This window comes from Aminobacter sp. Piv2-1, assembly GCF_037625995.1.
Classification (GTDB): Bacteria; Pseudomonadota; Alphaproteobacteria; order Rhizobiales; family Rhizobiaceae; genus Aminobacter.
This window is the reverse complement of sequence record NZ_JARKMU010000001.1, coordinates 216313-230559: the sequence shown is the minus strand read 5'-3', so window position 1 is coordinate 230559 and position 14247 is coordinate 216313. Positions and strand designations below refer to the sequence as shown.

Below are 14247 nucleotides of genomic sequence, written 5' to 3'. Positions count from 1 at the left end.
TCTTGTTTTCAGCTGGATTTGGCGTCGGGCGAAAACGTGCCCGAGGTGATCGGGCTCTCGCGGTTGCGGCGCTTGAGCGACCGGCCGAGCGTGCCCCGAAATGCGGTCCAGCGCTCGCGCCAGCCGGCGGCAAGGCCGGCCTGCACGACCCGCAGCGCGCCGTGGTCGGGAAACGGCTGGCCGGTCAGCGCCAGCCCTGCAAGCCGCCACAGGACGGAACGCTTCTTGAGCCCGTGGTCGTCGTGCATCTCTTCGAGTTCAGCGACGGTGAACGGCTCCTCGCGGATGTAGCCCGCCACCACCGCATCCTCGATCAGATGCCTGCCGCGTTCGGTGCGGGCGATGTGCATGTTCCAGCCGTCGCCGGCCTCGCGATGGCTGGGCTTGCCGTTGTCCATGACCCAGCAGTCGCCGGCGACGACATCGGCGTGCTCGCCTGTGCCGTCGGCGCAGATCTTGCAGCGGAACATCAGCTCGTAGGTGAGGTTCGAGAACCAGGTCTCGTCATAGCTCTGCCGGTGCTCCCTGCCCTGCCGCGTGCGCAGATAGGTCGGGCCCGGCCAGCCGTGGCCGCGGTAGCGGAATTCGTCCACGTCGCTGTGATCCTCGCCGAAGCGGCGGACGATGTCGTAGGTGGCGGCGATGCTGGGATTGCCGCCGCAGAACATCGCCAGCATGTAGGGGATCTGCCTGTCGACGCGCGGATCGACGCGCGCGAGATTGCGCAGCGTCGCGACATCGCAGGGCTTGCCGATGAAGGCGAAACGCTTGCCGCTGTCCAGCAAGGCGACAATGTCCTTCAGCGGAGCCGAAGGGCCGTAGCGCGAGCCGGCGCAGGCCACGATCTCGTCGCGGGTGGTGTTGAAGCGGACTTCGTTTTCCAGCGGGTTGCCGGTCGAGACGCCGACCTGGAGGACGGCGTCGACCTCGCCGCTTTCGAGAAGATAGACGGCAAGCGCGGTGAGGATGCCGCCGGTGGCGCTTTTGAAGCGTATCTGCCGATCAGTCGCGTGGCCCCTTGCCAGATGCAGAATGGGGCCGAAGATGCGGTGCGGCGTTGCCTCGGACGGCGCCGGACCGGGCTGGCTGCGCCCGGCGCAGACCTGTATCACCGCCCGCTGTTCGTCGTCGTGCAATGGGCGCTGCCGACGTGGGCGCATGAAGCCCTCGGGAGACAGCGCCATGCCGAGCACGTCCTTGCCCAGCAGGCTTTCGCAGGCACCGCAGCCGGTGCAGAGCCCGCGCTCGACAATCTCCTCCACCCGCTCGGCAACACGCATGCGCCCTCCCAAAGGCGTCGAGCCTTTCGGCTTCCGCCACAGCGGGCCTGTTCCCGATGCGCGATGTTGGCCGCAGTCTAGGGCGCGGGGATTTGCCGGGACAAATCGCCATTCGGAATGAACGACATCAGCCGTGGTGATCCTGATCGAGGGCTGCCTCCTCCGGCGGGAAGCAGCCCTCGAGCAGCTGCCTGACCCATTTGTGGGACGGGCTGCTTTCGGAAGCCGGGTGCCAGTAGAGCCAGGTCTGCAGCGGCGGCATGCGGAACGGGCGTTCGACGACCGCGAAGCGCTCGCCCGGCAGGAAGTGGCGGACGAAGGAGGTCGGGATGGTGAGGCAGAGGTCGCTCTGTGCCAGGATCGCGCCGGCGGCCAGGCAATGCTCGACATGAACGGCGACATGCCGCTTGCGCCTGAGCCGCGCCAGGGCGCCGTCGACGAGGTTGGCAATGCGCGGGCGGTTGGAGATGTGCAGATGCCTGAGGCCGAGATAGCGCTCGAAGCTGAAGGGCTCGGACAGCGCCGGATGGCCCTTGCGCATGACGCAGACGAACTCGTCGCTGAACAGCAGCCGGTTGCCGAGGTCGGGATCGCCGAGGGGGTGCGACTCGACCGCGAAGTCGATCTCGCCGGAGGCTAGGCCCGAATAGAGGTCGCGCTCGGCGACGAAATGGTTGCGCACCGTGACTTTCGAACCCAGGCGGCTGATCTCGCCGATCAGCGGGGCGAGCACGACCGCCTCGGCGAAGTCGCTCATGCTGAAGCACAGGATGCGCTCGGAGGTGAGCGGATCGAACCGCTGATGGGCGGCGAGCGTGCGGTCGAGCGCGACCAGCGCGCCCCTGATCGGCTCGATCAGGCTGCGGGCGAGCGGCGTCGGCGCGATGCCCTGGCCGGCGCGGATGAACAGCGGGTCGCCGAAGATGTCGCGCAGGCGCGAAAGGCTGTTGGAGACCGCGGGCTGGGTGACGTTGAGCGTTTCGGCGGCGCGGGTGATGCTCGCCTCGCTGTAGACGGCCGCAAAGACATGCAGCAGGTTGAGGTCAAGCTTGGCCAAGTTCCGCAGCACCATCGCGTCACGCCTTTCGAGCTTCGACCTGCAACTCTTTCCTCCGGGTGCGGGCCGGCTTGCCGGTGCGCCACGGGCATTAGGTTTCGTCGACGGGGGCTTGGCCTCGTCCGAAGGGACTAGGGCGCCGACTGCAGCCGGAACGGGCCCTGCAAAAACAAAGAGGGCGCCGAAACGGCGCCCTCTTCATGCAAGGCACGGGGAGCATTCATGCCCTGCGGTAGGTCGGATAGCTCAACGAAAAGATGTCCTCGACCGGCGGGTGGCCGAAGGTGCGCAGCGGGTATTTGGCGATCACGCCCTCGAACTGCCGTTGCGCTCGCCTTCGGTATTCGCGGTCGTCGACGCCGGGGATGACGCCGTCCTCCATGACGAAGCGGCCATTGATCATCACCGTCTTCACCGACTGCGCCGAGGCGTTCTGCATCAGCGTCTGGATCGGGTCGATGGTCTGGCCCATGAACGGATCATCGAAGTCGACCACGATCAGGTCGGCCATGGCACCGGCCTGGAGACGGCCGAGGTCGGGACGGTTGAGCGCGTCGGCGCCGCCAAGGGTCGCGGCATCATAGAAGTCCTCGGAGCGGCTGCCTTCGGTGCCGCCTTCCTCGATGCGGCACAGCATCATGCCGACCTGCATGTTGAGGAACATGTCCGGCGGATAGGTGTCGGTGCCCAGCCCGATGCGGATGCCCATGTCGCGGTACTTGCGGAACGACTGGAGCGCATTGCCGTGGCGGGCCGAGACCAGCGGGCAATGGGCGATGGTGCCGCCGCCGTCGCGCAGGATCTCGAGATCCCGGCCCGGACGGTCGATGCCGTTGCGGCCGCTGACATGGGTGCCGTGCGGCAGGATCGCGCGCGGCGACAGGAAGCCGAGGCTTTCGAGCCATTCGGCCGGGCTCATACCGCGCAGCGCGAGCACGCTCTGGTATTCGAAGGGCGACTGGCAGCAATGCAGGCGGATCGGCACGTCGAGCTCTTCGGCGGCCGCGGCCGAACGCTTCAAGAGGTCTGGCGTGCAGGTCTCGATGCGGTCGGGCGCGAACATGGTGCGGATCAGGCCGCCGGCCTCGCCCTCGAACCTGCGGCAGAAGGCGATCGCGTCGGCGAGGCCCTTGAAGCCGCGTTCCTCGTCGAAATGGTAATCGATGGTGCCGTCGCGGCGGACGAAGGAGTTGCCGGACCGGTAGGCCGGCCCGAGATAGACGCGCAGGCCGAGGTCGCGCGCGGCCTCCGCCGCCGCGGTGAATTCGCCCACCGTCTCGCCCCATTCGCGATAGAACAGCGAGGCGATGGGGAGCGCGGTGGTGATGCCGGAGCGGATCAGGCGCGAGAAGGCGTAGCGCTTCTGGAAGGCCAGCTCCTCCTCCGAATACATCTCGAAGGGGCCGCTTTCCATGTAGGTCTCGGGCCAGATGCGGCCCTTCTTCCACGACGGCTGGTTGTCGTAGCCGAGCACGGTGGTGTCGAGGTCGGAGAGCGCGTCGAGATCGACGAAGCCGGGGCCGATCAGGGCGTTGCCGTAGTCGATGCGGCGCGCGACCGGCCCTTCGTAGCCGTGGCCGACGAAGACGACCCGGTCGCCGGACACGACGATTTCGCCGTTCGGATAGAGGCAGTGGCGGCCGTCGACGTGGCCGACCACCCAGCGGGCGGTGAGAAGCAATGGTTCGGTCATTTCAAAATGCTCATTCGACGGTAAAAAGGGGCTGGCCGTAGCGCGCGACCGGCTTGCCGCGCTTGAGCACCAGCTTGCGCCTGGGGCGGGCGGCGACCGCCTCGGGGACGGTCTCGGCCTCGACCAGGACGATGTCGGCGAAGGCACCCTCGCGCAGGCCGTAGTCCTTCAGCTCCATGACGTCGGCGCCGCCCTGGGTGCAGACATGGAGGGCGTATTCGACGTCGGAATCGTTGCGGAAATTGTTGCGCAGGCCGATGAACAGCGCGCGTTCCAGCATGTCGAGATTGCCGTAGGGACCCCAGGTGTCACGGATGCCGTCGGAGCCGGCGCAGAGCCGCACGCCGGCGCGGCGCAGCTCGGCGGCGGCCGGCACGGACCGCGAGGCGGGCGCGGTGGTGGCGATGGCGATGTCCTCGCGGGCGAGCTGCTCGGTGAGGGCGGCAGCGCGGGCACGGTCGGGCATGCCGAGGCAGAAGGCGTGGCTGACGGTGACCTTGCCGTGCATGCCGAGCGCCCTGGTGCGCTCGATGATCATCTCCAGCGAGAAGGCGCCGAGCTCGTCGGCCTCGTGAAGATGGATGTCGATCGGCTTGCCATGCTTCTGGGCGAGGCCGAAGATCGCGTCGAGCTGTCCCTTGGGGTCGCGGTCGATGCCGCAGGGGTCGAGGCCGCCGACGACATCGGCGCCGTTGGCAAGGGCCGCGTCCATCAGCTCCAGCGTGCCGGGACGGATCATCAGGCCGGACTGCGGAAAGGCGACGATCTCGATGTCCATGACGTCGTGGAAGCGCTCGCGCGTCGCGGCCACGCCCTCGAAGCACCAGAGCTTCTGCTCGGTGTCGACGTCGACATGGCTGCGGATGGCGGTGGTGCCGTGGGACGCGGCGAGCGCCACCTGGCGGGCCGACTGGCGCCTCGGATCGATGTTGAGTTCGCGGCGCAGGCGGCGCTCGGTGGAGATCTTGTCCTCGAGCGAGGGCCCGGCCTGGTGGACATGCCAGCCCATGCCCAACAGGGACTTGTCGAGATGGGCGTGCGCCTCGACCAGGCCCGGGATGGCGATCGCGCCGCAGCCTTCTTCGACCGCGGCCGCGCCGACCTCGCCCGCGCCGATACGTGCGATGCGTCCGTCGCGGATGAGGATGTCGGTCGACGCCCCACCGAAGGGCCTGACGTTCTTGAGGAGGAGTTCAGTCATATCGGCACCGCTGCAAGTTCGGATTTCGGCTCGCCGGGCACGACGCCCGGCAAGTGGAGGGCGCTCAGCCGGGAACCTTCTCCGGCTTCGGCTCGGCGTAGCCCGCGGCTTCCTCGTGATGGAGCAGGTCTTCGGGCTTCTTCAGCACGAACTGGTTGTCGGCGACGATGTAGTTGTCGGCATGGAGCCGGGCGATCGGCTGGTAGACCTCCGGCCGGACATAGTGGCCACGCTCGTCGAGGCACTCGTCGCGGACATACATCTGCACCACCTCGCCGACGACGATGGTGCGGCGGCCATAGTCGAGGATCTGCGATACCTTGCACTCCATGGCGCAGGGCGATTCCTCGATGCGCGGCGCGGCCACCTTGACCGAGGGCGTGCTGGTCAGCCCGGCGACCTCGATCTCGTCGACATCGCTGGGGAAGTTGATGCCGGTGACGATCATCTCCCTGGCGATCGCCATGTCGACCATGTGGACGACGAACTCGCCCGAGCGGCGGATGTTGGCGACGGTGTCCTTGGCGGTGCCGTCGGGCCTGGTCTGCATGCCGAGGATGAGCAGCGGCGGTTCGTGCGAGAACACGTTGAAGAAGCTCATCGGCGCGGCATTGTTGCAGCCGTGCTCGTCGATGGTGGTGACGAGCGCGATCGGCCGCGGGCCGACGAAGCTGCACAGCAGCCGGTAGCGGTCCTTCTCGGGCAGTTCGGCGAAATCGAAATCCATGTCTCTTCCCTCAGACTGCGGCCTGGTGCGGCCGGGCCACCGGCACCTGCGCGGCAATGGCGGTCGCGTCACGCCCCTCCTCCGCCGCATGGCAGGAGGCGCGGGCGTCGCCATCATACACGCGAAGCGCGGGCGCCTCACGCCTGCAGCGATCGTTGGCGAGCGGGCAGCGCGGATGGAAGTGGCAGCCCGTAGGCGGGTTGATCGGGTTCGGCACCTCGCCCGCGACCGGCTGGCGGTCGCGCTTGGACATGTCGAGATCGGGGATCGTGTCGAGCAGCAGCCGGGTGTAGGGGTGGCGCGGGTTGGCAAACAGCTCGGCCGCCGGCGACACCTCGACCAGGCGGCCGAGATACATGACGCCGATCCAGTCGGACATGAAGTTGACCACCGCCAGGTCGTGGCTGATGAACAGGTAGGTCAGCCCGAGTTCGCGCTGCATCTCGCGCATCAGGTTGAGGATCTGCGCCTGCACAGAGACGTCGAGCGCCGAGGTCGGCTCGTCACAGACCAGGAACTCCGGCTTGGTGGAGATGGCGCGCGCGATCGAGATGCGCTGGCGCTGGCCGCCGGAAAATTCGTGCGGAAACTTGTCGCCGTCCTTGGCGTTGAGCCCGACGAACTCGAGCAGGCGGTCGACCTCGCGGCGCTCGGCCTCGCGTGTTTCGCACAGGCCGTAGGTGCGCAGCGGCTCGGCGATGATGTCCCCGACCCGCCAGCGCGGATTGAGGCTGGCATAGGGGTCCTGGAAGATCATCTGCATGCGGCGGCGGATGGCGGCCGGCTGACCCGCCGGCGCCCGCGAAATGTCCGTGCCGTCGAACACGATTCTGCCGCCGGTCGGGTTAGACAGGCCCATGATGAGGCGGGCAACGGTCGACTTGCCGCAGCCGGATTCGCCGACCAGGCTCAGCGTCTTGCCGCGCGGGATCTCGAGGTCGAGGCCGTCGACGGCCTTGACCGTCTGCGTCTCGCCGCCTTCGAGCAGGCGGTTGAGGAAGGGCTTCGACATGGCGAAGTGCTTCTTCAGGCCCTTGACCTGAAGCAGCGGCGCGCCGGCCGTGGCATTCGGTGCGTCGGTCATTGCGTCACTCCATCATAGAGCAGGCAGGCGGCGGCGCCGTCGGCGACGGGGCGCAGCTCCGGCCGGACCCGGTGGCACTGGGCGAAGGCCTTGGGGCAGCGCGGATTGAAGGCGCAGCCACCGGGGATGTCGGTCAGGCGCGGCATCGAACCCTCGATCTGGATCAGCCGGTCGGGGCGCGGTCCGACGCGCGGGATCGAGCCCATGAGGCCGGCGGTGTAGGGATGGCTCGGGTTCTGCAGGACACGCGCGACGGGACCGATCTCGGCGAGGCGGCCGGCATACATGACCGCGACGCGGTCCGCCGTCTCGGCGATGACGCCCATGTCGTGGGTGACCAGGATCGCGGCCGCGTTGCGCTCGCGGCAGATGCGCTTGAGCAGCCCGATGATCTGCGCCTGGACCGACACGTCGAGCGCGGTGGTCGGCTCGTCGGCTATGATCAGCCGCGGCTCGGCGCAGAGCGCGAGCGCGATGACGACGCGCTGGCGCATGCCGCCCGAGAACTGGTGCGGATACTGGTCGATGCGCATGTCGGGCGCCGGGATGCCGACCTCGGCGAGCCATTCGATGGCCCGCTTGCGGGCCTCGGCGGCCGACATCGGCAGGTGGGTGCGGATGGTCTCGACCAGCTGCTCGCCGACGGTGAAGAGCGGGTTGAGGCTGGTGAGCGGATCCTGGAAGACAGCGCCGATGTGGCGGCCGCGGATCCGGCGCATCTCGTCGGGCGACAGGTTGTCGATGCGCTTGCCGTCGAGGCGGATCTGGCCGCCGCCGATGCGTCCGGGCGGTTCGAGCAGGCCGATGACGGCGGCTCCGGTCATCGACTTGCCGGCGCCGGATTCGCCGACCACGCCTAGGATCTCGCCCTGTTCGACCGAGAAGGAGACGTTGTCGACGGCGGTGAGCACGCCGCGGCGGGTGGGGAATTCGACCTTGAGGTTTTCGACTTCGAGCAGGGCCATGGCCTTACCTCAGCTTCGGGTTGAGCGCGTCGCGCAGCCAGTCGCCGATCAGATTGACGGCGAGCACGAGCACGGCGAGCGTGGCCGACGGGAAGATCACCACCCACCAGATGCCGGAGAACAGGTACTCGTTGCCGACGCGGATCAGCGTGCCGAGCGACGGCTGGGTTGCCGGCATGCCGACGCCGAGGAAGGACAGCGTCGCCTCGGTAAGCACGGCCATGCCGAGGTTGATGGTGCCGATGACCAGAACCGGTCCGAGCACGTTGGGCAGGATGTGGGTGAGCATGATGCGCAGGCGGCCGACGCCGATGGTGCGCGCGGCCTGGACATATTCGCGCTGGCGCTCGACCAGGGTCGAACCGCGCACGGTGCGGGCGTACTGCACCCAGTTGGTGAGCCCGATGGCCAGCACGAGAACGAGGATGGCCGCGCTCTCGTGCTGGTTGGCGGGGAGGATGCCACGCATGACACCGTTGATGAGCAGTGCGACCAGGATCGCGGGAAAGCTGAGCAGCACGTCGGCGACGCGCATGATGACGGCGTCGACGATGCCGCCGACGAAGCCGCCGAGCAGGCCGAGGAAGACGCCGAGAACGGCGGCCAGGATGACGCTGGCGAAGCCGACGAAGAGCGAGATGCGCAGGCCGTAGAGGATCGACGACAGCACGTCGCGCGCCTGGGTGTCGGTGCCGAGCCAGTAGGCCGGGTTGCCGCCCTCGAGCCAGGACGGCGGCAACTCGCTGTCGAGCAGGTTGAGGTTGGCGATGTCGAAGGGGTTGTGCGGGGCGATCAGCGGGGCGAATACCGCGCCGACGAACAGCAGCGTGAGCGCGACCGCGGCGACGACCGTCGTCCTGGAACGGCGGAAGCTGTAGAACAGGTCGCTGTCGGCAAAGCTGCGCAGGCGCCCGGTGAAGGAAGTGTCGCTCATGACTTGGGCTCCCGTCAGGCGCCGCGGCCGGTCGCACGCGTGGGGTCGGTGCGAAGGCGCGGGTCGATGACGTTGTAAAGAAGGTCGACGCTGGTGTTGATGATGACGAAGATCAGCGAGACCATGACGAGATAGGCGGCCATGACCGGCACGTCGGTGAAGTTGACGGCCTGGATGAAGAGTGCACCCATGCCCGGCCACTGGAACACCGTCTCGGTGATGATGGCGAAGGCGATGAGGCCGCCGAGCTGGAGCCCGAAGATGGTGACGACCGGGATCAGCGTGTTCTTGAGGGCATGGCGGAAGTGGATGGCGCGGTTCTTCAGGCCGCGGGCCTTGGCGAACTTGATGTAGTCGGCGCGCAGCACCTCCAGCATCTCGGCGCGCACCAGCCGCATGATCAGCGTGAGCTGGAACAGGCAGAGCATGAAGGACGGCAGGATCAGCGCCTTGAGGCCCGAGGCGGTGAGGAAGCCCGTCGACCACCAGCCGATGTCGACGACGTCGCCGCGGCCGAAGGACGGCAGCCAGCCGAGCCAGACGGAAAAGACCAGGATCAGCAGGATGCCGGTGACGAAGGTGGGCAGCGATATGCCGATGAGCGACATGATCTGCAGGCCCTGGCTCAGGACGCCGCGCGGCCTGAGCGCGGTGTAGATGCCGAGCGGAATGCCGAGCACGAGCGACAGCACGGCTGCGACGAGCACGAGTTCGGCGGTTGCCGGCAGGCGCTCGGCAAGCAGCGCGCTGACCGGACGGCTGTTGCGGTAGGAGATGCCGAAATCGCCCTTGGCGGCGTTGACGACAAAGCGGCCGTACTGGACCACCAGCGGGTCGTCGAGGCGCAGGCGCTGGCGCACTTCCTCGCGCTGGGCCTGGGTGGCATCCTGGCTGACGATGTTGTTCACCGGATCGCCGAGGAAACGGAACATCAGGAAGGCGATGAATGCGACCGCGAGCATGACCATGACGGCCTGCAGCAAGCGGCGTACGAGGAACACGAACATCGTCCCAACTCCCTTGAGCGGTTCCACTTTTCTTCGAATCGCGGAAACGCTCTATCTCTTTGTTTTTGCGCAATTCCGGACGGAAAACCGCTGCGCACTTTTCCTGGGATTGCTCTAGAGGTAGGCCCGCGTCGAGGCGGCGGGCTTGCCGGCAGCGAAGGCCCCCGCCCTTGCGGGACAGGGGCCCGGTTCGACTTACTTGACCTTGACGTACCAGAGGCGGAGCAGGTCGTCGGCGGTCTGGACGACCTCGACGTTGTCGCGCACCGCCCACGACAGCGGCTGCTGGTGCAGCGGCAGCCAGGCGACGTCATCCTTGGCGATGGCAAAAGCCTCGACCATCATCTGGCGGCGCTTGGTCTCGTCGAGCTCGACGTCAATCTTCTTGACCAGTTCGTCGACCTTGGCGTTCGAGTAGCCGCCGGGGTTCCAGGTGCCGAGCTTCTCCTCGGGCGAATGCAGCATGGCCGACAGCACCGAGAAGCCGTCGAGCATCGGTAGCGTCGCCCAGCCGATCATGAACATGTCGGTCTGCTTTTCCTGCGCCTTCTTGAAGGCCAGCGTGCGGGCCTCGGTGACGAGTTTCGGGGTAAGGCCGACCTGGGCCAGCATGGCTGTGATCGCCTGGCAGACTTCCTCGTCGTTGACGTAGGCGTCGTTCGGGCAGTTCAGGTTGAACTGGAAGCCGTTCGGATAGCCGGCTTCGGCGAGCAGGGCCTTGGAGGCTGCCGGATCGTAGGGGAAGCGCTCGTTGAGCTTGGCGTCGAAGCCGGGCACTTCCGGGGCGATCTGCAGGCCGGCGTTGCGCGACTTGCCGCGCATGATCTTGTCGCGCACCAGGTCCATGTTGATGGCCTGGTAGACGGCCTTGCGGACACGCACGTCCTTGAACGGATTACCCTCGACGTTTCCGTCGACGAGCTTATCGCGCATGTTGAAGTTCAACATGATGGTGCGCAGGCCGGGGTTCTCCAGCACCTTGGTGCCCGGATTGCCGGCGATGCGCTTGGCGTCCTGCAGCGGCGACGGCGTGATGATGTCGACCTCGCCCGACAGAAGCGCCGCGACGCGGGTGGCGTCGGAGGCGATCGGCGTGAAGATGATCTTGGTCAGGTTGTGCTCGGGCTTGTCCCACCAGCCCTCGTTGACGACCAGCACGGTCTGGGCGTCGGGACGGCGGCTCTCGAGCTTGAACGGGCCGGTGCCGTTGGCATTGGTGGAGGTGTAGCCTTCCTGGCCGAGCTCGGCGTTGATCGGCTTGACGGCGTTGTTCTTCTCGAGCCAGCCGGAATCGAAGATCGCGATGTTGGTCAGATAGTTGTTGAGCAGCGGCGTCGGGCCGGAGAGATGCAGGTCGACGGTGAAGTCGTCGATCTTCTCGACCGACTTGAGCGCCGGCAGGTTGCCCTTGATCGGCGAGTTCTCGTCGACGGCGCGCATCAACGACATGACCACGTCGTCGGCGCCGAAGTCGGCGCCGTCATGGAACTTGACGCCCTGGCGCAGCTTGTAGCGGACGACGTCGGGCTTGACGAGTTCCCAGGACAGGGCCAGCGCCGGCTCGATCTTGAGCTCCTTGTTGTAGCGGACCAGCGGCTCGTAGATGTTCTGCAGGAAATTGTTGGAGAAGCTGTCGGTCATCGAATCCGGGTCGAGCCCGTAGATGTCGCCGGCAGCGGCGTAGCGCAACGTGTTGGCGCCAGCAGCACCCATCAGGCCAAGCTGGACCACGGCCGCGGCGGTGGCCGCGAGCAGGAATTTCCTCATCTCAATCCTCCCGTTTCAGGACACGAACCCGGGTCGTTCTCCTCGACCTACCGGGCTCTCCCGATTATTGCTGACATTGTCATTTCAGATTGTCAACAATCTTTGTCGACAAATTTGTTGACTTGTGCGGCGAATGGGATTGAATAGGCTGCAGGTCGTCATCTTGGCCTGCGGGAGGAGGATTGGATGGACGCTGAAGCCGCCAAGCGGCCGGTCACCGATCAGGAGATCTACGAAAAAATCTGGGATGCGATCGCCGAGCGGCAGATCGGCCCGGGCACGCGCCTCAAGGAGGAGCAACTCTCCGACATCTTCTCGGTCAGCCGGGCGCGCGTGCGCCAGGTGCTGCAGAACCTTGCCCGCGACGGGCTGATCACGCTGGTGCCGAACCGCGGCGCCTTCGTCGCCAAGCCTTCCATCGAGGAGGCGCGCGACGTGTTCTTCGCCCGCCGCACGATCGAGGAGAGGCTGGTGGAGCGGCTGTGCTCGACCATCGGCGCCGAAGGCATCGAGCGGCTGCGCAGCCATGTCGACGACGAGCGCCGGGCGCATTCGGGCGGCGAGGTCGCCACGGCGATCCGCCTGTCGGGCGCCTTCCACCTGCTGATCGCCGAGCTGGCACAGTCGCAGATACTTGCGGGCCTGCTGCGCGACCTGATTTCGCGGACCTCGCTGATCATGGCGATGTACCAGCAGAAGGAGGTGCTCAGCTGCGGCCCCGACGAGCATGCGGCGATCGTAGACAGCATCACCGCGCGCGACGCCAAGAAGGCGCTCGCCGTCATGCACCACCACCTCGCCCATATCGAGAACCAGCTCGACCTCGAGAGCGAGCGCGTGGTGGCGCGCGACCTCGAGGACATTCTCGGCCTCTAGGCGAACGACAGCCCGGAAGGCCCCATTTTCGAAAGGCAAAGACTGACATGGCGCAGCCAGACATCCTCGTGCGCAACGTGACCGCCGTGACGGTCGATCCCGACCGGCGCGTGCTCGACCGCGCCTGGCTGGCGATCACCGGCGACCGCATCAGCGCCATCGGCACGGAGCGCGACCCGGAGCCGGCCGGTGCGAAGCAGGTGATCGACGGGACCGGCATGGTGGCCATGCCCGGCCTGATCGACAACCATTCACATGCCGGCCACGGGCTGGTGCGCAATGCGGGCGCCGGCGTCGACACCTGGTTCCAGGCCTGCGAGGAAATCTATGCGCGCGGCTCGACGCCAGCCTTCTGGCGCGCCGAGGCGCGCATGGTGCAGCTCGAAAGGCTGCGCGGCGGCGTGACCACGGCGATGACGCTGCTGGGCGGCGGCGCCGACATCTACCGCACCGACGACCCGGCCTCGGGCGACGCCCACTGCGAGGCGACGATCGAAGCGGGCCTGCGCACTTTCCTCGCCGTCGGGCCTGGCCGCCCACCCTTCCCCCGCCGCTACCGCACGCTCGGAAGCGACGGCGCGTGGCACGACACCGAGGTGTCGTTCGAAAGGCAGCTCGAGGTCAGCGAGACGCTGATCGACCGCTGGAACGACGTGCTCGGCCGCGGCACCGGCATCTGCCTGGTGATGCCGGTCTATTACGCCCGCCACGTGGCCGAGGCGGAAGACCGCCGTCAGGTCGTGGCGATGGGTGAAGCGGTCATGGATATGCGCCGTCGCAAGGGCGTCCTGTTCACCCAGGACGGCCACCGCGACGGCTCGGTCGCGCTGGCGCGCGATCTCGGCGTCCTCGGTAAGTTCGCGCTCCTGGGCCATAGCGTCGACCTTACCGAGGACGATTTCACCGCGCTGAAGGAGACCGGCGCGTCGATCATCCACAACCCCTCGGCGATCATGTCGGTCTACGCCCGCTGCCCGGTGCCGGAGCTGATCGAGGCCGGCATCAATGTCTGCCTCGGCTCGGACGCCGCAGCCCCCGACCGCGGCTACGACATGTTCCGCCACATGGCGCAGTGCATGCACTACCACCGCCGTCACTTCCGCGACCCTGCCTACCTGCCGCCCGGAAAGACGCTGGAGATGGCGACGATCGACGCCGCGAAGGCGCTGGGCCTGGAGCAGGAGATCGGCTCGCTGGAGGTCGGCAAGAAGGCCGACGTCGTGCTCGTCGACATGCGCAAGCCGCATCTCTATCCGCCAGTGATGCCGGTGACGCGCATCGCCCATTTCGCCAATGCCGCCGACGTCGACACCGTCATCGTCAACGGCCGGGTGCTGATGCGCGGCCGCAAGACCGACCATCTCGACGCCGGGGCGATCCTCGACGACGCCGCAGAACAGGCCGCGCTCGCCTTCGAGCGCACCGGGCTCACGCACCTGCTCGATGAGCCGCAGGAGTTCTGGCGGCTGGCGCGGCAGCCCTTGCCGGCAAGCTGAGCAACGCGGCAGGCACTTGCGGACGGGCAGCACGCGCTGCCCGTCCTCGCATAGCTCGAACGAGCTACTACCCTGCCGCCACCGCTGTGGCAGATTAGCTGCGGCGGGTCTCCCTCAGAACCTGCCTGGCCGGCGCCCCACCGGCACTCGCGCAAGCGAG

The 14247-nt window shown here is 67.2% G+C and carries 12 protein-coding genes; 2 read left to right on the top strand and 10 right to left on the bottom strand.

Translation table 11 applies throughout. The features are described 5' to 3' along the window. Positions 1-8: 8 nt before the first annotated feature. The 10 genes from AmiPiv_RS01110 to AmiPiv_RS01065 form a co-directional block, all read right to left on the bottom strand. Positions 9-1280, bottom strand: a complete 1272-nt coding sequence (locus tag AmiPiv_RS01110) for a Coenzyme F420 hydrogenase/dehydrogenase, beta subunit C-terminal domain (protein WP_340035401.1) — start codon at positions 1278-1280, stop codon at positions 9-11. Between the two features lie 127 nt (positions 1281-1407). Next, the gene (locus AmiPiv_RS01105) at positions 1408-2337 is read right to left on the bottom strand and encodes a LysR family transcriptional regulator (RefSeq protein WP_340035400.1); all 930 of its coding nucleotides are present in this window, start codon (positions 2335-2337) and stop codon (positions 1408-1410) included. Between the two features lie 220 nt (positions 2338-2557). Further along, complete coding sequence (locus AmiPiv_RS01100; protein ID WP_340035399.1) at positions 2558-4030, bottom strand: amidohydrolase family protein; 1473 nt, start codon at positions 4028-4030, stop codon at positions 2558-2560. Positions 4031-4040: 10 nt separating this feature from the next. After that, the gene (locus tag AmiPiv_RS01095; RefSeq protein WP_340035398.1) at positions 4041-5231 is read right to left on the bottom strand and encodes an amidohydrolase family protein; all 1191 of its coding nucleotides are present in this window, start codon (positions 5229-5231) and stop codon (positions 4041-4043) included. Between the two features lie 64 nt (positions 5232-5295). Beyond that, the gene (locus AmiPiv_RS01090; RefSeq protein WP_340035397.1) at positions 5296-5958 is read right to left on the bottom strand and encodes a flavin reductase family protein; all 663 of its coding nucleotides are present in this window, start codon (positions 5956-5958) and stop codon (positions 5296-5298) included. A gap of 10 nt (positions 5959-5968) precedes the next feature. Then, complete coding sequence (locus tag AmiPiv_RS01085; protein WP_340035396.1) at positions 5969-7042, bottom strand: ABC transporter ATP-binding protein; 1074 nt, start codon at positions 7040-7042, stop codon at positions 5969-5971. Next, the gene (locus AmiPiv_RS01080; protein WP_340035395.1) at positions 7039-8007 is read right to left on the bottom strand and encodes an ABC transporter ATP-binding protein; all 969 of its coding nucleotides are present in this window, start codon (positions 8005-8007) and stop codon (positions 7039-7041) included. Before AmiPiv_RS01080 ends, AmiPiv_RS01085 begins: the two co-directional genes overlap by 4 nt. 4 nt (positions 8008-8011) lie before the next feature. Then, positions 8012-8941, bottom strand: coding sequence for an ABC transporter permease (locus tag AmiPiv_RS01075; RefSeq protein WP_340035394.1), 930 nt, complete (start codon positions 8939-8941; stop codon positions 8012-8014). 14 nt (positions 8942-8955) lie between these two features. After that, positions 8956-9948, bottom strand: a complete 993-nt coding sequence (locus AmiPiv_RS01070; protein ID WP_340035393.1) for an ABC transporter permease — start codon at positions 9946-9948, stop codon at positions 8956-8958. A gap of 195 nt (positions 9949-10143) precedes the next feature. Next, positions 10144-11715 (bottom strand): ABC transporter substrate-binding protein, encoded by a 1572-nt coding sequence (locus AmiPiv_RS01065; protein ID WP_340035392.1) that lies wholly within the window; start codon positions 11713-11715, stop codon positions 10144-10146. Between the two features lie 186 nt (positions 11716-11901). Between AmiPiv_RS01065 and AmiPiv_RS01060 the strand changes: the two genes are divergently transcribed. Together AmiPiv_RS01060 and AmiPiv_RS01055 are read left to right on the top strand one after the other, a co-directional pair. Further along, positions 11902-12591 (top strand): GntR family transcriptional regulator, encoded by a 690-nt coding sequence (locus AmiPiv_RS01060; RefSeq protein ID WP_340035391.1) that lies wholly within the window; start codon positions 11902-11904, stop codon positions 12589-12591. A 47-nt stretch (positions 12592-12638) separates the two neighbouring features. After that, a complete protein-coding gene (locus tag AmiPiv_RS01055) occupies positions 12639-14087 on the top strand; it encodes an amidohydrolase family protein (RefSeq protein ID WP_340035390.1) in 1449 nt (482 codons plus the stop codon). The last annotated feature ends 160 nt before the right edge of the window (positions 14088-14247 follow it).